A 25,619-nucleotide genomic window follows, 5' to 3' on the forward strand; every position below is an offset into this window, starting at 1 on the left:
CGTCCTAACCTACGGGCTGCGGGGCCAATTCACCGCGGCGAGTATCAAACGGGTGGGTGGTCACCGCAAGGGGCGGCTGGTTGATCGCCCGCAGGGCCTCGGCGTTTGTCTTCCCGTCGATGCGTTGCTGCAGGTAGGCCTTGAAATCGTTGGGGGTCACGACGCGGACCTCGAAGTTCATCATCGAGTGATACGTGCCACACATCTCGGCGCAGTGGCCCACGAATGCTCCGGTCTTGGTGATTTCTTCGATCTGGAAGACGTTGACCGAGTTGTTTGCCACCGGGTTAGGCATCACGTCACGCTTGAACAAGAACTCCGGCACCCAGAATGCGTGTATCACATCGGCTGAGGCCATTTGGAATTCGATACGCTTGCCGGACGGCAGCACCAGCACCGGAATTTCGGTGCTGGTGCCCAACGTCTCGACCTTGTCGAAATTCAGGTAGGTCCGGTCCTCGGTGTTGAGCCCGCGCACCGGCCCGACCAGCTCTTCGCCGTACTTGTCCTTGCCCTCTGGCTTGGAAACCATGGCGCGCTTGCGCTCCGGATCGGCACCATCATAGGTCAGTGTGCCGTCTTTGAAGTTCACCCTTTGATAGCCAAACTTCCAATTCCACTGGAAAGACGTGATATCAATCACGACCTCGGGATCCTTGGCTATCTGCAGCATCTTCTCCTGCACCACGACGGTGAAATAAAACAGCACCGAGATGATGAGGAACGGTATGACGGTGAGAACCAGCTCTAGCGGCATGTTGTAGCCGAACTGGCGGGGCAACTCAGTGTCGGTGTTCTTCTTCCGGTGAAATACCGCGGACCAGAAGATGAGACCCCACACGATTACCCCAACCGCCAGGGAGGCGATCACCGCCCCGATCCACAGTTCTCGATTGAGGTGTGCCTCCGGGGTAATGCCCTCCGGCCAACCGATGCCCAGGGCTTCCGACCAGCTGCATCCACTGACGGTGACGGCCAATGCCCCCAGCATTGCTGCGAGCGCCAGCTGTCGAAGACCACGGGCAGGCCCTCCGGAGCCGCGCTGAGGCCTGCACTGCGACAAGCGTTGCAAACGACCTGGCCCGCGAGGTGTCACTGTTGGCGCCTCCTGTATCACAAGCTGGGCCGACTGGGATAGCACCGGCTGCGGCGAGAACCATCGGCTAACTCAGACATCGAATACTACGCAGCGTAGACCACGCCGCCCGCGCGGGCGACGATGCGGGCCGAAACGGCCCGCTGAGGAGCCGCGCCATCAGCCCCGCGGGCGACTGCCTGGTCGTCGCGACCCGCCGGACGAGGCATCCACAAGAGTCGCCAAGTGGGGCATACTGGGGCGCCGTGTGTGGACTGCTGGCCTTCGTCGCGGCCCCGGCCGGTGCTGCGGGGCCCGAAGGTGCCGACGCTGCCAGCGCCATCGCCCGCGCATCGCATTTGATGCGCCACCGCGGGCCCGATGAATCGGGCACCTGGCACGCCGTCGATGGCGCCTCCGGAGGCGTCGTGTTCGGGTTCAACCGACTGTCCATCATCGACATCGCGCACTCGCATCAGCCGCTGCGGTGGGGGCCGCCGGAGGCTCCGGACCGCTACGTGCTGGTGTTCAACGGCGAGATCTACAACTACTTGGAGCTGCGTGACGAGCTGCGCACCCAGCACGGCGCTGTGTTCGCCACCGACGGCGACGGTGAGGCGATCCTCGCCGGCTATCACCACTGGGGCACCGAGGTGCTGCAGCGGTTGCGCGGCATGTTCGCATTCGCGCTGTGGGACACCGTCACCCGCGAATTGTTCTGCGCGCGAGATCCGTTCGGCATCAAGCCGTTGTTTATCGCCACCGGAGCCGGCGGCACGGCGGTGGCCAGTGAGAAGAAATGCCTGCTGGACCTCGTCGAGTTGGTGGGGTTCGACACCGAGATCGACCATCGGGCGTTGCAGCACTACACCGTCCTGCAGTACGTGCCGGAACCCGAGACACTGCACCGTGGGGTACGTCGGCTGGAATCAGGCTGCTTCGCCCGGATCCGTGCCGACCAGCTCGCGCCGGTGATCACCCGTTATTTCGTGCCGCGATTTGCGGCCAGTCCGATCACCAACGACAACGACCAGGCCCGCTATGACGAGATCACGGCAGTGCTTGAGGACTCGGTGGCCAAGCATATGCGCGCCGATGTCACCGTCGGCGCGTTTCTGTCCGGGGGTATCGACTCCACGGCCATCGCGGCGCTGGCCATCCGGCACAATCCGCGGCTGATCACCTTCACCACCGGTTTCGAGCGCGAGGGCTTCTCCGAGATCGACGTCGCGGTGGCTTCGGCAGAGGCCATCGGTGCCCGTCACATCGCCAAGGTGGTCAGCGCCGACGAGTTCGTCGCCGCCCTGCCCGAGATCGTCTGGTACCTCGACGAGCCGGTCGCTGACCCAGCGCTGGTACCGTTGTTCTTCGTCGCCCGCGAGGCCCGAAAGCACGTCAAAGTGGTGTTGTCGGGCGAAGGCGCCGACGAACTGTTCGGCGGCTACACAATCTATCGAGAACCGCTGTCGTTGAGGCCGTTTGACTACCTGCCCAAGCCACTGCGCCGGTCGATGGGAAAAGTTTCCAAGCCACTGCCGGAGGGCATGCGCGGCAAGAGTCTGCTGCACCGCGGATCGCTGACACTCGAAGAGCGCTACTACGGCAATGCCCGCAGTTTCTCCGGCGCGCAGCTGCGCGAAGTACTGCCCGGGTTCCGGCCGGACTGGACCCACACAGATGTCACGGCGCCGGTCTACGCCGAATCGGCCGGCTGGGATCCGGTGGCGCGAATGCAGCACATCGACCTGTTCACCTGGCTGCGCGGCGACATTCTGGTCAAGGCCGACAAGATAACGATGGCCAACTCCCTGGAGCTGCGGGTGCCGTTCCTGGACCCGGAGGTTTTCGCGGTGGCCTCCCGGTTGCCGGCGGGCGCCAAGATCACCCGTACCACCACCAAGTACGCGCTGCGGCGCGCGCTGGAGCCTATTGTGCCCGCACACGTGCTGCACCGGCCCAAGCTCGGGTTCCCGGTCCCGATCCGGCATTGGCTGCGTGCCGGCGAGCTGCTGGAGTGGGCGTATGCGACGGTGGGCTCGTCGCAGGCCGGTCACTTGGTTGACATCGCCGCCGTGTATCGCATGCTCGACGAGCACCGGTGCGGCAGCAGCGACCACAGCCGCCGGCTGTGGACCATGCTGATCTTTATGCTGTGGCACGCGATCTTCGTCGAGCACAGCGTGGTGCCCCAGATCAGCGAGCCGCAGTACCCCGTCCAGTTGTAACCGCCCCTTCGCGAGCAGACGCGGAATCGCATCGGCGGGGCCCACACGGTGCGATTCCGCGTCTGCTCGGCGGTGCCGCGGCTAGGCCAAGCCGCGGCTAGGCCAGCACGGCGACGATCTCGGCGGCCGCGTGCTCGCCGTAAGCACCAGCCAGCCTGCTGGCCGCGGCCTCGTAGTCCCACTGCCACTCCTGAGTTCCGGTCGACTCCAGCACCAGCACGGCAACCAGCGAGCCCAGCTGCGCCGAACGCTCCAGGCCTAGTCCGGCACTGCGGCCAGTCAGGAAACCGGCGCGGAACGCGTCGCCGACGCCGGTGGGGTCGGTCTGGCTGGTTTCGGGGACCACGCCGACGTGGATGGTGGTGCCGTCAGGTTCTACCAAATCGACACCCTTAGGACCCAATGTGGTCACCCGCAGGTCGATCTGCGCCATCACATCGGCCTCTGACCAGCCGGTCTTGGACAGCAGCAGATCCCATTCGTAGTCGTTGGTGAACAAGTAAGCAGCACCGTTGACGAGCCTGCGAATTTCCTCACCCGACAGCCTCGCCAGCTGCTGAGACGGATCGGCGGCGAAGGCCAGCCCCAGCTTGCGACACTCCTCGGTGTGCAAGAACATCGCCTCGGGGTCGTTGGCGCCGATGATCACCAACTCCGGCTTGCCGATGGCCGACACCACGTCGGCAAGCTTGATGTTACGTGCCTCCGACATAGCCCCGGGGTAGAACGATGCGATCTGGGCCATGTCGACATCGGTGGTACAGGTAAACCGCGCCGTGTGCGCGGTCTCGGAGATCAGAACGTGGTCGCAGTTGACACCGCGGGCTTTCAGCCAGTCGCGATAATCGGCGAAGTCGGCGCCTGCCGCCCCAACTAGCGCGACCTCGCCACCTAGCACACCGATGGCGAAGGCCATGTTTCCGGCCACGCCGCCGCGGTGCATCACCAAGTCATCGACTAGGAAGCTAAGCGACACCTTGTGCAGGTGTTCGGGCAGTAGCTGCTCGGAAAATCGGCCTGGAAACCGCATCAAATGGTCGGTCGCAATCGAACCGGTTACCGCGATCGTCACAAAATCTCCGTCCTTCGTTCCTAAGGTTGCCTAGTCTTTCAACATTATCGGCGCCGCGGCCCGCCCCGTCGCGTTGAGAGCTGACGGCAGCTGTTGCGCTAGCCTGCCTAGGGAGCTCACCTGATTGCCGATGCTGCCGGCTGACGCGACGGGCGGTTGTCGCCCTAGCAGCTGGTCCCGTCCACCACCCTAGGAGAACCACAATGCCCGGTCCCCACTCGCCGAACCCCGGTGTCGGCACCAACGGACCGGCGCCGTACCCCGAGCCCTCATCCCACGAACCCCAAGCCCTGGACTACCCCCACGACCTCGGCGCCGCCGAACCGGCCTTCGCCCCGGGACCGGCAGACGACGCGGCGCTGCCGCCCGCCGCATATCCCGGCGTGCCGCCGCAGGTGTCCTACCCGAAGCGACGGCACAAGCGGCTGCTGATCGGCATTGTGGTAGCCCTCGCGCTGGTGTCGGCTATGACGGCGGCGATCATATACGGGGTCCGCACCAACGGAGCCAACACGGCAGGCACATTCTCGGAGGGACCGGCCAAAACCGCGATTCAGGGATACCTCAACGCGCTGGAGAACCGCGATGTGGACACCATCGTTCGCAATGCGCTGTGCGGTATCCACGACGGCGTGCGCGACAAGCGCTCCGATCAGGCCTTGGCCAAGCTGAGCAGCGACGCGTTCCGCAAGCAGTTCTCCCAGGTCGAAGTGACCTCGATCGACAAAATCGTGTACTGGTCGCAATATCAGGCCCAGGTGCTGTTCACCATGCAGGTGACACCTGCCGCCGGCGGCCCGCCACGCGGTCAGGTGCAAGGCATCGCTCAGTTGCTTTTCCAGCGCGGTCAGGTCTTGGTGTGCTCGTACGTGTTGCGCACCGCGGGGTCGTACTAGCGTTTTATCAGTTGAACGAATCCCCGCACGCGCAGGAGCCGGTGGCGTTGGGATTGTCGATGGTGAAGCCTTGCTTCTCAATAGTGTCGACGAAATCGATCGACGCGCCTTCCACATACGGCGCGCTCATCCGGTCCACGATCAACCTGACACCACCGAACTCCGCGGTTTGGTCACCATCCAGCGTCCGGTCGTCGAAGAAAAGGTTATAGCGCAATCCAGCGCACCCCCCCGGCTGAACCGCGATCCGCAGCGCCAGATCGTCCCGTCCCTCCTGGTCCAACAGCGACTTCGCCTTGGCGGCGGCCGCTTCGGTCAGGATCACGCCGTGGGTCTTGGCGCTCGGCTCGTTCTGCACCGTCATGACTTCTCCTAGATGTCTCATCGTTGGGTGGGCCCCGCCCACTAGCGTTTCAGCCTGCGGAATCCAGTCTGGGGTCTGCTTGGGGAAAATCCCACTTCCTCAACGGTACCCTGAAGGACCGCTATTCCCGAGTCGCGCCGCTACCTGAGACGCCAAGCCCATGAGCTGATTGGCCGCATCGGCCAGCGCCAACCGCACCGAACCGGCGTACTCAGCGATGGACAATGCGGCCATAATGCCCGCCGACCGCAACGCGGACTTGTCCAGCGACACCTGGCCGGCCAACACTATCACCGGAATTGCGAGCGGGCGGGCCGCAGCCGCGATCGCACCAACCACCTTCCCGTGCAGGGATTGCTCGTCGAATCGGCCCTCACCGGTGACGATCAGCTCCGCATCGGCAAGGTCGTCGGCAAAATGCGTGTGCTCTGCGATGATTGCCGCACCCGACTGGTACCGGCCGCCAACCGCGAGCAGCCCAGCCCCGATACCACCGGCGGCGCCCGCGCCCGGCTCGGCGCTCACCCCGCGCCCGGCGGCCGCGTCCAGTTCAATCGCCCATGCCGCCAGACGGCCTTCCAACACTGCGACGGTGGCCATGTCCGCGCCCTTCTGCGGCGCGAACACCCTGGCCGTGCCCCATGGTCCCAGCAATGGGTATTCGACATCCGAGGCGGCGATCACCTCGACGTCGGCCAACTGTCGGCGGGCCGCGTCCAGGCCGCCAAGCTCGGCAATCATCCCCTTCCCCCCGTCGGTACATGCGCTGCCCCCCAACCCCACCACGATCCGAGCCGCCCCGGCCCGCAGTGCCGCGGCGATGAGCTGGCCGACGCCCTTGCTGTGGGCCGCCAGCGCGGTCTCGGGCGTGGGCGGGCCGCCAAGCAACCCCAGACCACAAGCCTGCGCACACTCCAAATACGCGGTTGCCGAGCCCGGATCGAACACCCACGCCGCGTTCACGACGGTGTTCAGTGGCCCGCAAACACGCAGCCGGCGGGTCTCTCCTAGCCGGCTGCCCAGCACCTCAACAAAACCCGGACCGCCATCGGATTGGGGGGCGACGATGAACGAATCGCCTGGTCGCGACCGCGTCCAGCCGGTCGCAATGGCCGCGGCGGCCTCCACCGCAGACAGGCTGTCGCCGTAGCAGTCCGGTGCCACCAACACCCGCATGGCGGGCAGCTGGAGTCGGCCGGGCCCCAAGCTACCGGTCGCGTCATCCGAGGCCTGCGAGCCTTTCATCACTGGCCAGAGTAGGTCTGCGCACCCACACGCGTACCTAAACGCACGCAAATTCCAAACGGGCCCCGCCGCGAAGTAGCCTGGCGACTGTGAAGCTGCTGGGCCACCGGAAGAGCCATGGACACCAAAGGGCCGACGCATCACCCGATGCCGGGTCGAAAGATGGTTGCCGGCCTGATTCCGGACGCACGTCCGGGTCGGACACATCGCGCGGGTCGCAAACCACCGGCCCCAAGGGCCGGCCCACGCCCAAGCGCAACCAATCCCGTCGCCACACCAAGAAGGGCCCGGTCGCACCGGCACCAATGACTGCGGCCCAGGCACGGGCCCGGCGCAAGTCGCTTGCCGGCCCCAAACTTAGCCGCGAGGAACGGAGAGCCGAAAAGGCCGCAAACCGGGCCCGGATGACGGAACGCCGGGAACGCATGATGGCCGGCGAAGAGGCCTACCTGCTCCCGCGCGACCGGGGCCCGGTACGCCGCTACGTGCGCGATGTGGTGGACTCCCGGCGCAACCTGCTCGGGCTGTTCATGCCCTCGGCGTTGACCCTGCTGTTCGTCATGTTTGCCGTGCCGCAGGTGCAGTTTTACTTGTCTCCGGCGATGTTGATACTGCTGGCCTTGATGACGATCGACGCGATCATCTTGGGTCGCAAAGTTGGCCGGCTGGTTGACACGAAGTTCCCGTCTAACACCGAAAGCCGGTGGAGGCTGGGTCTTTACGCCGCCGGCCGAGCTTCCCAGATACGCCGGTTGCGGGCGCCCCGACCCCAAGTCGAGCGCGGCGGCGATGTTGGCTAACGGACGCCGGAAGTCATCTCACCCGGTGTACACCCTAGTGCTCAGCGGGCGGACCGAACCGATCAAGCCGGCGAAAGGATGATCGGCTTCGCGCCGGTGTCGACGCCCGATGCGGCTGCCGAAGCAGCCGCCCGCGCCCGACAAGACAGCTTGACCAAGCCGCGGGGAGCGCTGGGCAGTCTCGAGGACCTGTCTGTCTGGGTCGCGTCGTGCCAGCAGCGCTGTCCGCCGCGGCAATTCGAGCGCGCCCGGGTGGTGGTGTTCGCCGGTGACCATGGTGTGGCCCGGTCCGGGGTGTCGGCGTACCCGCCGGAAGTCACCGCCCAGATGGTCGCCAACATCGACGCTGGCGGGGCGGCGATCAACGCGCTGGCCGATGTCGCGGGCGCGACCGTGCGGGTCGCGGACCTGGCCGTGGACGCGGACCCGCTGTCTGAGCGCATCGGCGCGCACAAGGTGCGCCGCGGCAGCGGCAATATCGCCACCGAGGACGCGTTGACCAACGACGAGACCGCCGCCGCGATCACAGCCGGCCAGCAGATCGCCGACGAAGAGGTTGATGCCGGCGCCGACTTGCTCATAGCCGGCGATATGGGAATCGGAAACACTACCGCGGCCGCGGTTCTTGTGGCGGCGCTGACCGATGCCGAGCCGGTCGCGGTGGTCGGGTTCGGGACCGGTATCGACGACGCCGGTTGGGCGCGTAAGACGGCCGCGGTGCGCGACGCCCTGTTTCGGGTGCGCCCAGTGTTGCCCGACCCGGTCGGGTTGCTGCGCTGCGCCGGCGGCGCTGACTTGGCCGCGATAGCTGGCTTCTGCGCGCAGGCCGCGGTCCGACGCACCCCGCTGCTGCTTGACGGGGTGGCGGTGACAGCCGCCGCCCTGGTCGCTGAGCGTCTTGCGCCCGGCGCTCACCGGTGGTGGCAGGCGGGTCATCGATCCAGCGAACCGGGCCACGGGCTGGCGCTGGCAGCCCTCGGGCTGGACCCGATCGTGGACCTTCACATGCGGCTGGGCGAGGGAACCGGCGCCGCGGTGGCGTTGATGGTGTTGCGCGCCGCGGTCGCGGCGCTGTCGTCGATGGCGACCTTCACCGAGGCCGGCGTGTCCACCCGGTCCGTCGACGGTGTCGACCGGACCGCACCCCCGGCAGTCTCACCGTGATGCGTTCGCTGGCAACAGCTTTCGCATTCGCAACGGTGATACCCACACCGGGCTCAGCGACCACCCCGATGGGCCGTGGCCCGATGACCGCGCTGCCGGTGGTGGGCGCGGCGCTGGGTGCACTGGCGGCGGCGATCGCATGGGCTGGCGCGCAAGTGTTCGGCCCGTCCAGCCCGCTGTCCGGCATGCTCACGGTGGCGGTACTGCTGGTCGTCACTCGAGGCCTGCACATCGATGGCGTTGCCGATACCGCTGACGGACTGGGCTGCTATGGGCCGCCGCAGCGTGCGCTTGCGGTGATGCGCGACGGGTCGACCGGACCGTTCGGGGTGGCGGCCGTGGTCTTGGTCATCGCCTTGCAGGGCCTGGCCTTCGCGACCCTCACCACGGTCGGGATCGCTGGGATCACGCTGGCGGTCTTATCCGGCCGGGTCACCGCCGTACTGGTCTGTCGCCGGTTGGTGCCGGCAGCCCACGGCAGCACCCTGGGCTCGCGGGTCGCCGGTACGCAACCCGCGCCGGTGGTGGCGGCCTGGCTCGCCGTCCTGCTCGCCGTTTCGGTGCCGGCCGGTCCCCGGCCTTGGCAAGGACCGATAGCGGTTCTGGTAGCGGTGACGGCCGGCGCGGCCCTGGCGGCGCATTGCGTGCACCGGTTCGGCGGTGTCACCGGTGACGTGCTGGGCAGCGCGATCGAGCTGAGCACGACGGTCAGCGCCGTGACGCTTGCGGGCTTGGCCCGGCTTTAGCAGGCGGCGAGCGGGACGCTGCAGTAGACTCATGTCCGCCGTCCCTTCCAACACAGGGCTCCCCTCCGTGTCCCCAGATTAGGGGACATGAAATTCAACCGACGGTGTCCGATTGGCGGATCGTTTTGGCCGCGCGGCATATATAGCGTCGTTAATCATGCCCGCATCACGACTGGTCAGACAAGTGTCTGCGCCACGGAACCTGTTCGGGCGGCTGGTTGCCCAGGGGGGCTTCTACACGGCCGGGCTGCAGTTGGGCAGCGGTGCGGTGGTACTGCCGGTCATCTGCGCACATCAGGGCCTCACCTGGGCGGCTGGGCTGTTGTATCCGGCGTTCTGCATTGGCGCCATTCTGGGAAATTCGCTGTCGCCGCTGATTCTGCAGCGCGCCGGCCAGCTCCGGCACCTGCTGATGGCGGCGATATCGGCGACGGCGGCGGCGCTGGTTGTGTGCAACGCTGCGGTCCCCTGGACTGGCGTTGGCGTCGCCGCGGTTTTTTTGGCGACCACGGGGGCCGGTGGTGTCGTCACCGGAGTCTCCAGCGTCGCCTACACCGACATGATCTCCAGCATGTTGCCCGCGGTACGGCGGGGCGAGCTACTGCTCACCCAAGGTGCCGCGGGGTCGGTGCTGGCCACCGGCGTCACATTGGTGATTGTGCCGATGCTGGCCCATGGCAACGAGATGGCGCGCTATCACGATCTGCTGTGGCTGGGCGCCGCAGGTCTGGTTTGCTCCGGCATCGCGGCGCTGTTCGTCGGCCCGATGCGGTCTGTGTCCGTCACAACCGCCACCCGAATGCCACTGCGGGAAATCTATTGGATGGGCTTCGCGATCGCCCGCTCCCAGCCGTGGTTTCGCCGGTATATGACGACTTACCTGCTGTTCGTTCCGATCAGCCTGGGCACCACGTTCTTCAGCCTGCGCGCCGCCCAGTCCAACGGCAGTCTGCACGTGCTGGTGATCCTTTCCAGCATTGGATTGGTCGTCGGTTCGATGCTGTGGCGACAGATAAACCGCCTGTTCGGGGTGCGTGGCCTGCTGCTGGGCAGCGCACTGCTCAACGCCGCTGCTGCGCTGCTGTGCATGGTGGCCGAGTCGTGTGGGCAGTGGGTTCACGCCTGGGCGTACGGCACGGCGTTCCTGCTGGCTACGGTGGCCGCTCAAACGGTGGTCGCCGCATCGATATCGTGGATCAGCGTCCTCGCGCCCGAGCGGTACCGCGCCACCCTGATCTGCGTTGGGTCGACCTTGGCCGCCGTCGAAGCCACCGTGCTGGGAGTTGCGCTCGGCGGAATTGCCCAAAAGCATGCCACCATCTGGCCGGTTGTCGTCGTGCTGACACTGGCCGTAATCGCCGCGGTGGCGAGTCTGCGCGCACCGACACGAATCGGGGTGACGGCGGACACGAGCCCGCAAGCAGCGACCTTGCAAGCCTACCGCCCGGCCACTCCTAACCCCATCCATAGCGATGAACGTTCGACGCCGCCCGACCATCTCTCAGTCCGCCGCGGGCAGTTACGACACGTATGGGACAGTCGCCGGCCCGCGCCACCCCTGAACCGGCCAAGCTGTCGCCGCGCGGCCCGCCGTCCAGCGCCCGGCAAACCCGCTGCCGCACTACCCCAGCCGCGCCATCCAGCCGTGGGTGTCCGCGAAGGTGCCCCGCTGGATGCCGGTCAGCGTATCGCGTAGTGCCATGGTCACCTCACCCGGCTGACCGTCGGCGATTCTGAACTCGCTGGCACCGTGCCGCACCCGCGCGACCGGGGTGATGACAGCGGCGGTGCCGCACGCAAACACCTCGGTGATCTCGCCGGCGGCGGCTTTCTTCTGCCACTCGTCGATATCAATCCTGCGTTCCTCGACCGCGAATCCGGCATCAATAGCCAACTGCAACAACGAATCCCGTGTGATCCCGGGCAGCAGGGAACCGGACAGCTCCGGGGTGACCAGCCGCGCCGATCCGCCGCTGCCGAGCACGAAGAAGATGTTCATGCCACCCATCTCTTCGATATAGCGGCGTTCCACAGCGTCCAGCCACACCACCTGGTCGCATCCGTTCTCGGCGGCTTCGGCCTGCGCCAGCAACGAGGCGGCGTAGTTGCCGCCGAACTTGGCCGCACCGGTGCCGCCCGGACAGGCCCGTACATACTCCGTCGAAACCCAGACGCTGACAGGGGCGATGCCGCCCTTGAAGTACGCACCGGCCGGCGAGGCGATCAACAGGTAACGGTATTGGGTGGCAGGCCGCACGCCCAGTCCCGGCTCGGTGGCGAAGATGAACGGCCGCAGATACAGCGCCTCCTCACCGCCGGCACCGGGCACCCAAGCTTTGTCGACAGCGATTAGCTGGCGCAGGGATTCGATGAACACCGCGTCGGGCAGTTCGGGAATCGCCAACCGCCGCGCCGACGAACGCAACCTGGCGGCGTTGGCGTCGGCGCGAAACGACACGATGGACCCGTCGGCCCAGCGGTAGGCTTTGAGCCCTTCGAACACCTCCTGCGCATAGTGCAGCACGATCGCCGAGGGATCCAGCTCGATCGGGCCATAAGGGATTACCCGCGCGTTGTGCCAACCACGGCCCTCGGCATAGTCGATCGACACCATATGGTCGGTGTGGTATTTGCCGAAACCCGGCTCCCGCAGCATCGATTCACGCTGCGCGTCGGTGGCCGGATTGACCGCACGTAACACCGTGAATTGAAGGGAGCCGCTGGTCATGGGCCGATTCTATCCGTGGGCGAACGGTTATTGACGGCCCGGAGGCCACTCCGCTGCCACCAAGTGGTGACTCAGCGCGTTTTCACGGCAACGAACGGCGGACACACCACTTGACATTCGACAGCACGGCCGCGGACGTCGACATTGATTTGCTGGCCGTCTTCGATGCCGGCATCACTGTCGATCAGCGCCAGCCCGATGCCGACCTGCAACGTGGGAGAAAACGTTCCCGACGTGGTGACCCCAACCGTCTCATCCCCGACAAGCACAGCCAGCCCGGGGCGCAGCACACCGCGACCGACCATGCGCAGCCCCCGCAGCAGCCGCCGCGGCCCGGCCGCTTTCTCGGCCAACAACGCCGCACGACCAAAGAAGGCGTCCTTCCGCCAGCCGACCGCCCAGCCGCATCGGGCCTGCAGCGGCGAGATGTCCAGCGAAAGCTCGTGCCCGTGCAGCGGATAGCCCATTTCAGTGCGCAGTGTGTCGCGAGCACCGAGGCCGGCGGGCTCGCCGCCCGCGGCTGATACCGCCGCCAACAGTGCGTCGAACACCACACCCGCCGACTCCCATGGCGGCAGCAGTTCGTAACCGTGCTCACCGGTGTAGCCGGTGCGACAGACACGCACCGGCACCCCCGAGTACGAAGCGTCGGCGTAGCCCATGTAGTCCATCTCGGTTGGCAGCCCCAACGCGGTGAGCACGTCGGTCGAACACGGCCCCTGTACGGCCAGCACCGCGTAGGACCGATGCAGATTGGTGATGCTCAGACCGCCCGGTGCGGCAGCTTGTAGCGCGCCGACCACCGCGGCGGTATTGGCGGCGTTGGGCACCAGAAAGATCTCGTCGTCGCTGACGTAGTAGGCGATCAGGTCGTCGATCACACCGCCGGATTCGGTGCAGCACAAGGTGTATTGCGCCTTGCCGGGCCCGATACGACCCAGGTCGTTGGTGAGCGCGGAGTTGACGAACTGCGCCGCACCCGGTCCACGGACCAGTGCCTTGCCCAGGTGGCTGACGTCGAAAAGGCCGACGGCGGTGCGGGTGGCGTTGTGCTCGCTGACGGTTCCGGCATACGAGACCGGCATCAGCCAGCCGCCGAACTCGGCGAAACTCGCACCCAGCTCGCGATGGCGGTCTTCCAGCGGTCCGTGTATCAGCTCTGGCACATCGCTCACGGCGTCCCACCCTAATGGGCGTCCCTGCTGGCACACTTAGGCAGGTGTACGATTCCTTGGACTTCGACGCCCTCGAGGCCGCCGGAATTGCCAACCCACGCGAGCGGGCCGGCTTGCTCACCTACCTGGATGAGCTTGGCTTCACGGTCGAAGAGATGGTGCAAGCCGAACGCCGCGGCCGGTTGTTCGGGCTGGCCGGTGACGTCCTGCTATGGTCCGGGCCCCCGATCTACACCCTGGCGACCGCGGCTGACGAACTGGGGTTGTCAGCCGACGACGTCGCACGCGCGTGGAGTTTGCTCGGCCTCACCGTCGCGGGTCCCGACGTTCCCACGCTGAGCCAGGCCGACGTCGACGCCCTGGCGACCTGGGTCGCACTGAAGGCGCTGGTGGGTGAGGACGGCGCATTCGGCCTGCTGCGAGTGCTCGGCACTGCCATGGCCCGACTCGCCGAGGCCGAGTCGACCATGATCCGCGCCGGGTCACCGAACATCCAAATGACGCACACCCACGACGAACTTGCCACGGCACGGGCCTATCGCGCGGCTGCGGAGTTCGTCCCCCGGATCGGTGCGCTGATCGACACCGTCCACCGTCACCACCTGGCCAGCGCACGAACCTACTTTGAAGGCGTCATTGGCGACACGTCGGCAAGCGTGACGTGCGGTATCGGCTTTGCGGATCTGTCCAGCTTCACCGCGTTGACCCAGGCGCTCACCCCCGCGCAGTTGCAGGACCTGCTCACCGAATTCGACGCCGCCGTCACCGACGTGGTGCATGCCGACGGTGGCCGGTTGGTGAAGTTCATCGGCGACGCCGTGATGTGGGTGAGCTCGTCGCCCGAACGACTGGTGCGGGCGGCGGTGGATCTCGTCGATCATCCGGGTGCGCGCGCGGCCGAACTGCAGGTCCGTGCCGGTCTTGCCTATGGCACGGTGCTGGCCCTTAACGGTGACTACTTCGGCAACCCGGTCAACCTGGCTGCGCGCCTGGTGGCGGCCGCAGCGCCAGGGCAGATCCTGGCCGCAGCGCAACTCCGCGACATGTTGCCAGACTGGCCTGCCCTCGCCCATGGCCCATTGACGCTCAAGGGGTTTGACGCCCCGGTGATGGCCTTCGAACTGCACGACAACCCTCGTGCGAGGGATGCTGACACGCCAAGCCCCGCCGCCAGTGATTAGGGTGGTTGCCCGTGACCACCGAACCGGGTTACCTATCCCCCTCCGTCGCCGTCGCGACCTCGATGCCGAAACGTGGTGTCGGCGCTGCGGTGTTGATCGTGCCGGTCGTCTCGACCGGCGAAGAGGATCGGCCCGGCGCGGTCGTTGCCTCGGCCGAGCCCTTCCTGCGCGCCGACACGGTTGCCGAAATCGAGGCGGGCCTGCGAGCGCTGGACGCCACCGGCGCCAGTGACCAGGTGCACCGGCTGGCGGTGCCGTCGTTGCCGGTGGGCAGCGTCCTGACGGTCGGCCTGGGCAAACCGCGGCGCGAATGGCCGGCCGATACCATCCGCTGCGCCGCCGGCGTGGCCGCGCGTGCGCTCAACAGTTCGGAGGCAGTGATCACCACGCTAGCCGAATTACCTGGCGACGGCATCTGCTCGGCCACCGTCGAGGGGCTGATCCTGGGCAGCTACCGATTCAGCGCCTTCCGCAGCGACAAGACCGCGCCCAAAGACGCCGGACTCCGCAAAATCACCGTGCTCTGCTGTGCAAAGGACGCCAAGAAGCGCGCGTTGCACGGTGCGGCCGTCGCGACCGCGGTGGCCACCGCCCGGGACTTGGTCAACACTCCCCCAAGCCACCTGTTTCCCGCCGAGTTCGCTAAGCGCGCAAAGACTTTGAGCGAATCTGTCGGCCTCGACGTGGAAGTTATCGACGAAAAGGCGCTGAAGAAGGCCGGCTATGGCGGGGTGATTGGTGTCGGCCAGGGCTCGTCGCGGCCGCCGCGACTGGTGCGGTTGATTCATCGGGGATCGCGGCTGGCCAAGAACCCCCAAAAGGCCAAGAAGGTGGCCTTGGTTGGCAAGGGGATCACCTTCGATACCGGCGGCATCTCGATCAAGCCGGCAGCGTCGATGCACCACATGACCTCGGACATGGGCGGAGCGGCCGCGGTGATCGCCACTGTCACGCTGGCTGCCCGGCTGCGACTGCCGATTGACGTGATCGCCACGGTGCCGATGGCCGAGAACATGCCGTCGGCGACGGCGCAGCGCCCGGGCGACGTGCTGACCCAATACGGTGGGACCACCGTCGAGGTGCTCAACACCGACGCGGAGGGCCGGTTGATCCTGGCCGACGCCATCGTCCGGGCATGTGAGGACAAGCCGGACTATCTGATCGAGACATCCACGTTGACCGGTGCGCAAACGGTGGCGCTGGGGACGCGCATACCGGGTGTGATGGGCAGCGACGAGTTCCGCGACCGGGTCGCCGCGATCTCGCAGCGGGTGGGCGAGAACGGCTGGCCGATGCCGCTGCCCGATGACCTCAAGGATGACTTGAAATCCACGGTGGCCGACCTGGCCAATGTGAGTGGCCAGCGTTTCGCAGGCATGCTGGTGGCCGGGGTTTTCCTGCGTGAGTTCGTCGCCGAATCGGTGGATTGGGCGCACATCGACGTGGCCGGCCCGGCCTACAACACCGGCAGCGCCTGGGGTTACACGCCCAAGGGCGCCACCGGTGTGCCCACCCGCACCATGTTCGCGGTGCTCGAGGACATCGCGAAGAACGGGTAGGCGGCCGCCCGGACCCAAAGCACTTCACGAGTAGCGGTTAGATCACCCGCAGCCGCGCGGTACTGCGCAGCGCCTGCGGCAGCACCCGGGAGATGCCGTATAGCGCATAGGCTTCCGGCGCGACCGGTCTGATCGGCTTCTTCTTCTTGACCGCGGACACGATCGCGTCGGCTACCTTGTCCGGCCCGTAGCTGCGCAGCGCAAACATCTTGTCGATCTGCCCCCGCCGGCCGTCGATCTTCTCCTCGTCGGTTCCGGGCGCGTGGAAACCGGTGGTAGCGACGATGTTGGTGTCAATGACACCGGGGCAGATGGTGGTCAGTCCGACACCGGCGGCATCGAGTTCGGCCCGCAAACAGTCGGAGAACATGTAGGTCGCCGCTTTGGAGGTGCAGTACGCGCTGAGCGACTGCAGCGGCGCATAGGCGGCCATCGACGACACGTTGACGATGTGCCCGCCAGTCCCCCGCTCGACCAGACGCTGCCCAAAAGCGCGGCAACCGTTCACCACGCCGCCCAGGTTGACGGCCAGCACCCGGTCGAACTGCTCAGCCGGGGTGTCCAGGAACCGACCCGCCTGGCCGATGCCGGCGTTGTTGACGACAATGTCGGGGACCCCGTGTTCGGCGCTGACCCGCTCGGCGAATGCCTCGACCGCCTCGGCGTCGGACACGTCGAGCACATAGGGGTACGCGATGCCACCACGTGCGGCGATCTCGGCGGCGGTGTCCTTGACGGTGGCCTCGTCGATGTCGCTGATAACGATCTCTGCACCCTCACGAGCAAAGGCGAGCGCGGTCTCGCGGCCGATTCCGCTGCCCGCCCCGGTAACCGACACCAGCGTGTCACCGAAGTACCCGCGGGGCCGTCCGACCTGGGCGCGTAACAGCGCGCGGCTCGGCTGCTTGCCGTCGGCCAGGTCGGCGAAGTCGTGCACGGCGGCCGCCATCACCTGCGGGTGCGACATCGGCGAAAAGTGACCAGCTTTGATGTCACGCCGCCAGAGCCGCGGCACCCAGCGCGCCGTCTGGTCGTATCCGTAGGGCCGCACGTAGGGGTCCTGGGAATTGACGATCAGCTGCACCGGCACATCAACTATCGGAATGGCCCGGCCGCGGCGGCTGCTGGAAAACGACCGAAAGTAGTTTGCGGGGTAAGTCTTGACCGAGTGGGCGGCATCACGGGCCAGCGTCTCCGAGTGATGAATCTGGTCGACGGGAATGTCGCCGACCATGTTGCGGCGGACGGCCGCACTCGACAGCGCAACCCGAAGCAGCAGCGGTGCGACCACCGGTACCGAGAACAAGGCCATGTAGCTCAACCGCAGTGTCTGGCTGATCGCCCGTAGAAAGGTTCGCGGACGCCAAGGCCGCCGCAGACCGCCATAAACGTAGTTGACCAGGTGGTCTTGACTGGGGCCGGACACCGACGTGAACGAGGCGACCCGATCACTGGCTCCGGGCCGGCGCAGGTACTCCCACACCCCCACCGAACCCCAGTCATGGGCCAGCACGTGCACCGGCTCACCGGGGCTCAGCTCGCCGATGACGGCGTCGAAATCGTCGGCGAAATGGGCCATGGTGTAGGCCGAAATGGGTTTGGGCACCGATGAGCGACCGACACCACGGTTGTCGTAGCGAACGATCCGGAACCGTTCGGCCAGCAGCGGAACGACACCGTCCCACAGCACGTGCGAGTCCGGAAAGCCATGCACCAGCACGACGGTCGGGCCGTCGGGATTGCCTTCGTGGTAGACCGCGATGCGAACGCCATCCGGGCTGTCGACCAGACGGGACATCTGTTGTGTTGCCGGCATCGCACCTCCGCCCACCGGGACTTGCTGTTGCAACCAGTCGCCCAAACCGTAGCAAGGACGGCCGACTGCACCGATGTCCCCGCCGAGGTGTCGGCAACGGCCGCCGGGGCCACCAACTCGCCGCGCCCTGGATGTGTGTCGCTCCGGGCGCAGTGACAGGATAGGTTTCGACATCCACCTGGGTTCCGCACCCGGTGCGCGACCGTGTGATAGGCCAGAGGTGGACCTGCGCCGACCGACGATCGATCGAGGAGTCAACAGAAATGGCCTTCTCCGTCCAGATGCCGGCACTCGGTGAGAGCGTCACCGAGGGGACGGTTACCCGCTGGCTCAAACAGGAAGGCGACACGGTCGAACTCGACGAGCCCCTCGTGGAGGTGTCGACCGACAAGGTCGACACCGAAATCCCCTCGCCGGCCGCGGGTGTGCTGACCAAGATCATCGCCCAGGAGGATGACACGGTCGAGGTCGGCGGCGAGCTCGCTGTCATTGGCGACGCCAAGGATGCCGGCGAGGCCGCGGCCCCGGCACCCGAGAAAGTCCCTGCGGCCCAACCCGAGTCCAAGCCGGCACCCGAACCACCACCGGTCCAACCGACGTCCGGAGCGCCTGCTGGTGGCGATGCCAAGCCGGTGCTGATGCCCGAGCTCGGCGAATCGGTGACCGAGGGGACCGTCATTCGTTGGCTGAAGAAGATCGGGGATTCGGTTCAGGTTGACGAGCCACTCGTGGAGGTGTCCACCGACAAGGTGGACACCGAGATCCCGTCCCCGGTGGCTGGGGTCTTGGTCAGTATCAGCGCCGACGAGGACGCCACGGTGCCCGTCGGCGGCGAGTTGGCCCGGATCGGTGTCGCTGCCGACATCGGCGCCGCGCCCGCCCCCAAGCCCGCACCCAAGCCCGTCCCCGAGCCAGCGCCGACGCCGAAGGCCGAACCCGCACCATCGCCGCCGGCGGCCCAGCCAGCCGGTGCGGCCGAGGGCGCACCGTACGTGACGCCGCTGGTGCGAAAGCTGGCGTCGGAAAACAACATCGACCTCGCCGGGGTGACCGGCACCGGAGTGGGTGGTCGCATCCGCAAACAGGATGTGCTGGCCGCGGCTGAGCAAAAGAAGCGGGCGAAAGCACCGGCGCCGGCCGCCCAGGCCGCCGCCGCGCCGGCCCCGAAAGCGCCGCCTGCCCCTGCGCCGGCGTTGGCACATCTACGGGGCACCACCCAGAAGGCCAGCCGGATTCGTCAGATCACCGCCAACAAGACCCGCGAATCTTTGCAGGCAACGGCACAGCTGACACAAACCCATGAGGTCGACATGACCAAGATCGTGGGGCTACGGGCCCGGGCCAAGGCGGCGTTCGCCGAGCGTGAGGGCGTGAACCTGACCTTCCTGCCGTTCTTCGCCAAGGCCGTGATCGATGCCCTCAAGATTCACCCGAACATCAACGCTAGCTACAACGAGGACACCAAGGAGATCACCTACTACGACGCCGAGCACCTAGGATTCGCTGTCGACACCGAGCAGGGCCTGCTCTCCCCGGTCATCCACGACGCCGGCGATCTGTCACTGGCCGGTCTGGCGCGGGCGATCGCCGATATCGCGGCCCGTGCCCGGTCGGGCAACCTGAAACCCGACGAGTTGTCCGGCGGCACCTTCACCATCACCAACATCGGTAGCCAGGGCGCGTTGTTCGACACCCCGATCCTGGTTCCGCCGCAGGCCGCCATGCTGGGCACCGGGGCGATCGTCAAGCGGCCGCGGGTGGTCGTCGATGCCAGCGGCAACGAGTCGATCGGGGTGCGCTCGGTCTGCTACCTCCCGTTGACCTATGACCATCGGCTCATCGACGGCGCCGACGCCGGACGTTTCCTCACCACGATCAAGCACCGCCTCGAAGAGGGAGCGTTCGAGGCCGATTTAGGACTGTGATGGCCAACGCCGTTGTCGCGATCGCGGGTTCGTCTGGCTTGATCGGCTCTGCCCTGACCGCGGCGCTGCGCGCGGCCGACCACACGGTGCTGCGGATCGTGCGCCGGGCACCTGCGAATTCCGAAGAACTGCACTGGAATCCCGAAAGCGGCGAATTCGATCCGCACGCGCTCACCGATGTCGACGCCGTGGTCAACCTCTGCGGCGTCAACATCGCCCAGCGTCGGTGGTCGGGGGCTTTCAAACAGAGCCTGCGCGACAGCCGGATCACACCCACCGAGGTGCTATCCGCCGCAGTCGCCGACGCCGGCGTCGCTACCTTGATCAACGCCAGCGCGGTGGGCTACTACGGAAACACCAAGGACCGGGTGGTCGACGAAAACGACTCGGCGGGAACAGGTTTTCTGGCCCAGCTGTGCGTTGACTGGGAAACCGCCACGCGGCCGGCGCAGCAGAGCGGTGCCCGCGTGGTGCTGGCCCGGACCGGAGTGGTGCTGTCTCCGGCGGGGGGCATGCTGCGACGCATGCGGCCACTGTTTTCGGTGGGCCTGGGCGCGCGGCTGGGCAGCGGCCGGCAATATATGTCATGGATCAGCCTGGAGGACGAGGTGCGGGCGCTGCAGTTCGCTATCGCGCAGCCCAACCTGTCCGGCCCGGTGAACTTGACCGGGCCGGCCCCCGTTACCAACGCCGAATTCACCACCGCGTTTGGCCGCGCCGTCAACCGCCCTACCCCGCTGATGTTGCCTAGCGTCGCGGTACGCGCGGCGTTTGGTGAGTTCGCCGACGAGGGGTTGCTCATTGGTCAGCGCGCCATCCCCTCCGCGCTGGAGCGAGCCGGATTTCAGTTCCACCACAACACCATTGGCGAGGCGCTCGGCTACGCCACCACCCGGCCCGGCTAGGCTTGACCCCGTCTGCCCAGCCGTGCGCTGGCGGCCGAGTAGCCTAGCTATCGTGACGGGTTCTATCCGGTCGAAGCTGTCCGCGATCGACGTCCGCCAGCTGGGGACCGTCGACTACCGGACCGCGTGGCAGCTACAGCGAGAGCTAGCCGACGCCCGGGTCGCCGGCGGCGCCGACACGCTGCTGCTGTTGGAACACCCCGCGGTCTACACCGCCGGACGGCGTACCGAGACACACGAGCGACCCATTGACGGCACTCCGGTCGTCGACACCGACCGCGGCGGCAAGATCACCTGGCACGGTCCGGGGCAATTGGTCGGCTACCCGATCATCGGGCTGGCCGAACCCCTCGACGTGGTCAATTACGTTCGGCGCCTTGAAGAATCGCTGATCCAAGTCTGCGCCGATCTGGGCCTGCACGCCGGCCGCGTCGACGGCCGGTCCGGGGTCTGGCTGCCCGGCAGGCCGGCGCGCAAGGTCGCGGCCATCGGTGTCCGGGTGTCGCGGGCGACGACACTGCACGGGTTTGCGCTCAACTGCGATTGTGATTTGGCTGCCTTCACCGCCATCGTGCCATGCGGAATCAGTGACGCCGCAGTGACATCGCTGTCCGCCGAACTCGGCCGTACGGTCACCGTCGACGAGGTCCGCGCGACGGTCGCCGCCGCTGTCTGCGCCGCTCTGGACGGCGTCCTACCGGTCGGTGACCGCGTGCCCTCACACGCCGTACCATCGCCGTTATGAGTGTCGCTGCCGAGGGCCGGCGCCTGTTACGCCTGGAGGTGCGCAACGCGCAGACCCCAATCGAGCGCAAACCGCCGTGGATCAAGACACGAGCCCGCATCGGGCCGGAGTACACCGAGCTGAAGAACCTGGTCCGCCGCGAGGGGCTGCACACGGTCTGCGAGGAGGCCGGCTGCCCCAACATCTTCGAATGCTGGGAGGACCGAGAAGCCACCTTCCTGATCGGCGGTGACCAGTGCACCCGCCGATGCGATTTCTGCCAGATCGACACCGGAAAGCCCGCCGAGCTGGACCGCGACGAGCCACGCCGAGTCGCCGACAGCGTGCGCACGATGGGCCTGCGCTATGCCACCGTCACCGGCGTGGCTCGCGACGACCTGCCTGACGGCGGGGCCTGGCTGTACGCCGCGACCGTGCGCGCCATCAAGGAACTCAATCCGTCGACCGGCGTCGAACTGCTGATTCCCGACTTCAACGGCGAACCAACCCGGCTGGCCGAGGTCTTCGAGTCCGGCCCGGAAGTCCTGGCACACAATGTCGAAACCGTGCCCCGTATCTTCAAGCGGATCCGGCCGGCGTTCACGTACCGGCGCAGCCTGGGTGTGCTTACCGCTGCGCGCGACGCCGGCCTGGTCACCAAGAGCAACCTCATCCTCGGCCTGGGCGAAACCTCCGACGAGGTGCGCACCGCCCTGGGCGATCTGCGCGACGCCGGCTGCGACATCGTTACCATCACCCAATACCTGCGGCCGTCGGCGCGCCACCATCCGGTCGAGCGCTGGGTGAAGCCCGAGGAGTTCGTCCAGTTCGCGCGATTCGCCGAAGGGCTGGGCTTCGCCGGGGTATTGGCGGGACCCCTGGTTAGGTCGTCATATCGGGCGGGCCGGCTCTACGAACAGGCACGTAACTCACGGGCCTTGGCATCCCGCTAGCCAGCGTTTACGTATTCTGGACGATTATGGCGAAACCCCGAAATGCCGCTGAAAGCAAGGCCGCCAAAGCTCAGGCAAACGCTGCTCGTAAGGCTGCCGCCCGCCAGCGCCGCGCTCAGCTGTGGCAAGCGTTCACCCTGCAGCGCAAGGAGGATAAGCGCCTGCTGCCGTACATGATTGGTGCTTTCTTGCTGATCGTGGGCGCATCGGTGGGGGTCGGGGTGTGGGCTGGCGGGTTCACCATGTTCACGATGATCCCGCTGGGGGTGCTGCTGGGTGCACTGGTGGCGTTCGTCATCTTCGGCCGGCGAGCCCAGCGAACGGTTTACCGCAAAGCCGAAGGCCAAACCGGCGCAGCCGCCTGGGCGCTGGACAACCTGCGGGGCAAGTGGCGGGTGACGCCCGGGGTGGCCGCCACCGGCAACCTCGACGCCGTGCACCGGGTGATCGGCCGGCCCGGTGTCATCTTCGTCGGCGAGGGATCAGCGGCCCGCGTCAAACCACTGCTGGCTCAGGAGAAAAAGCGCACCGCGCGACTGGTCGGGGACGTGCCGATCTACGACATTATCGTCGGCAACGGCGATGGCGAGGTTCCGCTGGCCAAGTTGGAGCGCCACCTCACCCGCCTTCCGGCCAACATCACGGTCAAGCAGATGGACACGGTGGAGTCGCGACTGGCGGCGCTGGGTTCGCGTGCCGGTGCGGGCGTCATGCCCAAGGGACCGCTACCCACCACGGCCAAGATGCGCAGCGTCCAGCGCACGGTCCGCCGTAAGTAACGCGGCTCAGCGTCGCACCACCGCCGTAGCAGTGAGCCGATCGTGCAGCCCACGCCCGTCCGAGTCGGTGAACAGCGGCGGAACCACCAGCCCGATCAGCAGGCCACGCACCACCAGACGGCCGATCCCCACCGGCCGCCGGCCACCCACTGCCACCACGACCAGACCCAGCATCAACTGCCCGGGTGTGAATCCGAACAAGCGGACCGCCGCCACCCCGAGCAGCAGCCAAATCACCAGGACAACCGTCGACAGCATCGGGGTCGACCAAACACCGAATTCCACGCCCAGCAACGCCAGACCGTAGGCGATCAGCCAGTCGATCAGCAGAGCCGCCAGCCGGCGCCCCATCGGAGCCAGCGAACCCGGTCCGGTGTCCGGCAAGCCCAGCGTCTTGCCGGGATAGTCGGGCGGCGATTTCGCCGTCATCGGGCAGACCCGATAACCAGGTTCCCGTTCGGCATGCCACCGGTTACGATCTTGCCGACCATGGCCCCACAATAGGGCCGGGGAGACCCGGCGTCAGTGGTGGGCGGCACGGTCAGTAACGTCTGCGCAACACGGGGTTGACTGACGGGCAATATCGGCTCCATAGCGTCGGCCGCGGATACAGTAAAGGAGCATTCTGTGACGGAAAAGACGCCCGACGACGTCTTCAAACTTGCCAAGGACGAGAAGGTCGAATATGTCGACGTCCGGTTCTGTGACCTGCCTGGCATCATGCAGCACTTCACGATTCCGGCTTCGGCCTTTGACAAGAGCGTGTTTGACGACGGCTTGGCCTTTGACGGCTCGTCGATTCGCGGGTTCCAGTCGATCCACGAATCCGACATGTTGCTTCTTCCCGATCCCGAGACGGCGCGCATCGACCCGTTCCGCGCGGCCAAGACGCTGAATATCAACTTCTTTGTGCACGACCCGTTCACCCTGGAGCCGTACTCCCGCGACCCGCGCAACATCGCCCGCAAGGCCGAGAACTACCTGATCAGCACTGGCATCGCCGACACCGCATACTTCGGCGCCGAGGCCGAGTTCTACATTTTCGATTCGGTGAGCTTCGACTCGCGCGCCAACGGCTCCTTCTACGAGGTGGACGCCATCTCGGGGTGGTGGAACACCGGCGCGGCGACCGAGGCCGACGGCAGTCCCAACCGGGGCTACAAGGTCCGCCACAAGGGCGGGTATTTCCCAGTGGCCCCCAACGACCAATACGTCGACCTGCGCGACAAGATGCTGACCAACCTGATCAACTCCGGCTTCATCCTGGAGAAGGGCCACCACGAGGTGGGCAGCGGCGGACAGGCCGAGATCAACTACCAGTTCAATTCGCTGCTGCACGCCGCCGACGACATGCAGTTGTACAAGTACATCATCAAGAACACCGCCTGGCAGAACGGCAAAACGGTCACGTTCATGCCCAAGCCGCTGTTCGGCGACAACGGGTCCGGCATGCACTGTCATCAGTCGCTGTGGAAGGACGGGGCCCCGCTGATGTACGACGAGACGGGTTATGCCGGTCTGTCGGACACGGCCCGTCATTACATCGGCGGCCTGTTACACCACGCGCCGTCGCTGCTGGCCTTCACCAACCCGACGGTGAACTCCTACAAGCGGCTGGTTCCCGGTTACGAGGCCCCGATCAACCTGGTCTATAGCCAGCGCAACCGGTCGGCATGCGTGCGCATCCCGATCACCGGCAGCAACCCGAAGGCCAAGCGGCTGGAGTTCCGAAGCCCCGACTCGTCGGGCAACCCGTATCTGGCGTTCTCGGCCATGCTGATGGCAGGCCTGGACGGTATCAAGAACAAGATCGAGCCGCAGGCGCCCGTCGACAAGGATCTCTACGAGCTGCCGCCGGAAGAGGCCGCGAGTATCCCGCAGACTCCGACCCAGCTGTCAGATGTGATCGACCGTCTCGAGGCCGACCACGAATACCTCACCGAAGGAGGGGTGTTCACAAACGACCTGATCGAGACGTGGATCAGTTTCAAGCGCGAAAACGAGATCGAGCCGGTCAACATCCGGCCGCATCCCTACGAATTCGCGCTGTACTACGACGTTTAAGGACTCTTCGCAGTCCGGGTGTAGAGGGAGCGGCGTGTCGTTGCCAGGGCGGGCGTCGAGGTTTTTCGATGGGTGACGGTGGCCGGCAACGGCGCGCCGACCACCGCTGCGAAGAGCCCGTTTAAGAACGTTCAAGGACGTTTCAGCCGGGTGCCACAACCCGCTTGGCAATCATCTCCCGACCGCCGAGCGGGTTGTCTTTCACATGCGCCGAAACTCAAGC

The 25,619-nt window shown here is 66.4% G+C and carries 22 protein-coding genes; 14 read left to right on the forward strand and 8 right to left on the reverse strand.

Annotated elements, in window-relative coordinates; all coding sequences use genetic code 11:
• Positions 1–4 precede the first annotated feature (4 nt).
• Positions 5–1,096 carry a cytochrome C oxidase subunit II gene (ctaC, locus tag Rv2200c; RefSeq protein ID NP_216716.1) on the reverse strand — a complete coding sequence of 364 codons (1,092 nt, stop codon included), beginning with the start codon at positions 1,094–1,096 and terminating at the stop codon, positions 5–7.
• A 245-nt stretch (positions 1,097–1,341) separates the two neighbouring features.
• Between ctaC and asnB the strand changes: the two genes are divergently transcribed.
• The gene (asnB, locus tag Rv2201) at positions 1,342–3,300 is read left to right on the forward strand and encodes an asparagine synthetase (RefSeq protein NP_216717.1); all 1,959 of its coding nucleotides are present in this window, start codon (positions 1,342–1,344) and stop codon (positions 3,298–3,300) included.
• 97 nt (positions 3,301–3,397) lie between these two features.
• Here asnB and adoK read toward each other — a convergent pair whose 3' ends face one another.
• Positions 3,398–4,372 (reverse strand): adenosine kinase, encoded by a 975-nt coding sequence (gene adoK / locus Rv2202c; RefSeq protein ID NP_216718.1) that lies wholly within the window; start codon positions 4,370–4,372, stop codon positions 3,398–3,400.
• 203 nt (positions 4,373–4,575) lie between these two features.
• Here adoK and Rv2203 point away from each other — a divergent pair, with 203 nt between their 5' ends.
• Positions 4,576–5,268 carry a membrane protein gene (locus tag Rv2203; protein ID NP_216719.1) on the forward strand — a complete coding sequence of 231 codons (693 nt, stop codon included), beginning with the start codon at positions 4,576–4,578 and terminating at the stop codon, positions 5,266–5,268.
• A 7-nt stretch (positions 5,269–5,275) separates the two neighbouring features.
• Here the strand turns inward: Rv2203 and Rv2204c are convergent, their stop codons facing one another.
• Positions 5,276–5,632 carry a hypothetical protein gene (locus Rv2204c; RefSeq protein NP_216720.1) on the reverse strand — a complete coding sequence of 119 codons (357 nt, stop codon included), beginning with the start codon at positions 5,630–5,632 and terminating at the stop codon, positions 5,276–5,278.
• 99 nt (positions 5,633–5,731) lie between these two features.
• A complete protein-coding gene (locus Rv2205c) occupies positions 5,732–6,808 on the reverse strand; it encodes a hypothetical protein (RefSeq protein ID NP_216721.2) in 1,077 nt (358 codons plus the stop codon).
• A gap of 158 nt (positions 6,809–6,966) precedes the next feature.
• Here Rv2205c and Rv2206 point away from each other — a divergent pair, with 158 nt between their 5' ends.
• The 4 genes from Rv2206 (at position 6,967) to Rv2209 (ending at position 11,283) form a co-directional block, all read left to right on the forward strand.
• The gene (locus Rv2206; RefSeq protein NP_216722.2) at positions 6,967–7,677 is read left to right on the forward strand and encodes a transmembrane protein; all 711 of its coding nucleotides are present in this window, start codon (positions 6,967–6,969) and stop codon (positions 7,675–7,677) included.
• A 78-nt stretch (positions 7,678–7,755) separates the two neighbouring features.
• Positions 7,756–8,841 carry a nicotinate-nucleotide-dimethylbenzimidazol phosphoribosyltransferase gene (gene cobT / locus Rv2207; RefSeq protein ID NP_216723.1) on the forward strand — a complete coding sequence of 362 codons (1,086 nt, stop codon included), beginning with the start codon at positions 7,756–7,758 and terminating at the stop codon, positions 8,839–8,841.
• Positions 8,838–9,587 carry an adenosylcobinamide-GDP ribazoletransferase gene (gene cobS / locus Rv2208; RefSeq protein NP_216724.1) on the forward strand — a complete coding sequence of 250 codons (750 nt, stop codon included), beginning with the start codon at positions 8,838–8,840 and terminating at the stop codon, positions 9,585–9,587. Before cobT ends, cobS begins: the two co-directional genes overlap by 4 nt.
• A gap of 157 nt (positions 9,588–9,744) precedes the next feature.
• Positions 9,745–11,283: an integral membrane protein gene (locus Rv2209; protein NP_216725.1), complete on the forward strand. Its 1,539-nt coding sequence runs from the start codon at positions 9,745–9,747 to the stop codon at positions 11,281–11,283.
• On the opposite strand, the gene ilvE is transcribed toward Rv2209, so the two are convergent.
• The gene (gene ilvE, locus Rv2210c) at positions 11,209–12,315 is read right to left on the reverse strand and encodes a branched-chain amino acid aminotransferase (protein NP_216726.1); all 1,107 of its coding nucleotides are present in this window, start codon (positions 12,313–12,315) and stop codon (positions 11,209–11,211) included. The two genes, Rv2209 and ilvE, sit on opposite strands and share 75 nt — an antisense overlap.
• 71 nt (positions 12,316–12,386) lie before the next feature.
• Positions 12,387–13,526: an aminomethyltransferase gene (gene gcvT / locus Rv2211c; protein NP_216727.1), complete on the reverse strand. Its 1,140-nt coding sequence runs from the start codon at positions 13,524–13,526 to the stop codon at positions 12,387–12,389.
• Positions 13,527–13,534: 8 nt separating this feature from the next.
• On the opposite strand from gcvT, the gene Rv2212 reads away from it, so the two are divergent.
• Together Rv2212 and pepB are read left to right on the forward strand one after the other, a co-directional pair.
• Positions 13,535–14,671, forward strand: a complete 1,137-nt coding sequence (locus tag Rv2212) for an adenylyl cyclase (RefSeq protein NP_216728.1) — start codon at positions 13,535–13,537, stop codon at positions 14,669–14,671.
• Between the two features lie 11 nt (positions 14,672–14,682).
• Positions 14,683–16,230 carry a cytosol aminopeptidase gene (pepB, locus tag Rv2213; RefSeq protein NP_216729.1) on the forward strand — a complete coding sequence of 516 codons (1,548 nt, stop codon included), beginning with the start codon at positions 14,683–14,685 and terminating at the stop codon, positions 16,228–16,230.
• Positions 16,231–16,267: 37 nt separating this feature from the next.
• On the opposite strand, the gene ephD is transcribed toward pepB, so the two are convergent.
• Positions 16,268–18,046: an oxidoreductase EphD gene (gene ephD / locus Rv2214c; RefSeq protein ID NP_216730.1), complete on the reverse strand. Its 1,779-nt coding sequence runs from the start codon at positions 18,044–18,046 to the stop codon at positions 16,268–16,270.
• Positions 18,047–18,309: 263 nt separating this feature from the next.
• On the opposite strand from ephD, the gene dlaT reads away from it, so the two are divergent.
• From dlaT to Rv2219, 5 genes are read left to right on the forward strand one after another with little or no spacing between them, the layout of a single operon-like run.
• Complete coding sequence (gene dlaT, locus Rv2215) at positions 18,310–19,971, forward strand: pyruvate dehydrogenase E2 component dihydrolipoamide acyltransferase (protein NP_216731.1); 1,662 nt, start codon at positions 18,310–18,312, stop codon at positions 19,969–19,971.
• Positions 19,971–20,876, forward strand: coding sequence for an epimerase family protein (locus tag Rv2216; protein ID NP_216732.1), 906 nt, complete (start codon positions 19,971–19,973; stop codon positions 20,874–20,876). Before dlaT ends, Rv2216 begins: the two co-directional genes overlap by 1 nt.
• Before the next feature lie 52 nt (positions 20,877–20,928).
• Complete coding sequence (lipB, locus tag Rv2217) at positions 20,929–21,621, forward strand: octanoyltransferase (protein ID NP_216733.1); 693 nt, start codon at positions 20,929–20,931, stop codon at positions 21,619–21,621.
• The gene (gene lipA / locus Rv2218; RefSeq protein NP_216734.1) at positions 21,618–22,553 is read left to right on the forward strand and encodes a lipoyl synthase; all 936 of its coding nucleotides are present in this window, start codon (positions 21,618–21,620) and stop codon (positions 22,551–22,553) included. Before lipB ends, lipA begins: the two co-directional genes overlap by 4 nt.
• Before the next feature lie 26 nt (positions 22,554–22,579).
• Positions 22,580–23,332, forward strand: coding sequence for a transmembrane protein (locus Rv2219; RefSeq protein ID NP_216735.1), 753 nt, complete (start codon positions 22,580–22,582; stop codon positions 23,330–23,332).
• 6 nt (positions 23,333–23,338) lie between these two features.
• Here the strand turns inward: Rv2219 and Rv2219A are convergent, their stop codons facing one another.
• Positions 23,339–23,761: a membrane protein gene (locus Rv2219A; protein YP_177661.1), complete on the reverse strand. Its 423-nt coding sequence runs from the start codon at positions 23,759–23,761 to the stop codon at positions 23,339–23,341.
• Between the two features lie 198 nt (positions 23,762–23,959).
• Here Rv2219A and glnA1 point away from each other — a divergent pair, with 198 nt between their 5' ends.
• Entirely contained in the window at positions 23,960–25,396 is a 1,437-nt protein-coding gene (gene glnA1 / locus Rv2220; RefSeq protein ID NP_216736.1) for a glutamine synthetase, read from the forward strand.
• Positions 25,397–25,619 lie beyond the last annotated feature (223 nt).

It is taken from the genome of Mycobacterium tuberculosis H37Rv (assembly GCF_000195955.2).
In the GTDB taxonomy this organism is placed as follows: Bacteria; Actinomycetota; Actinomycetes; order Mycobacteriales; family Mycobacteriaceae; genus Mycobacterium; species Mycobacterium tuberculosis.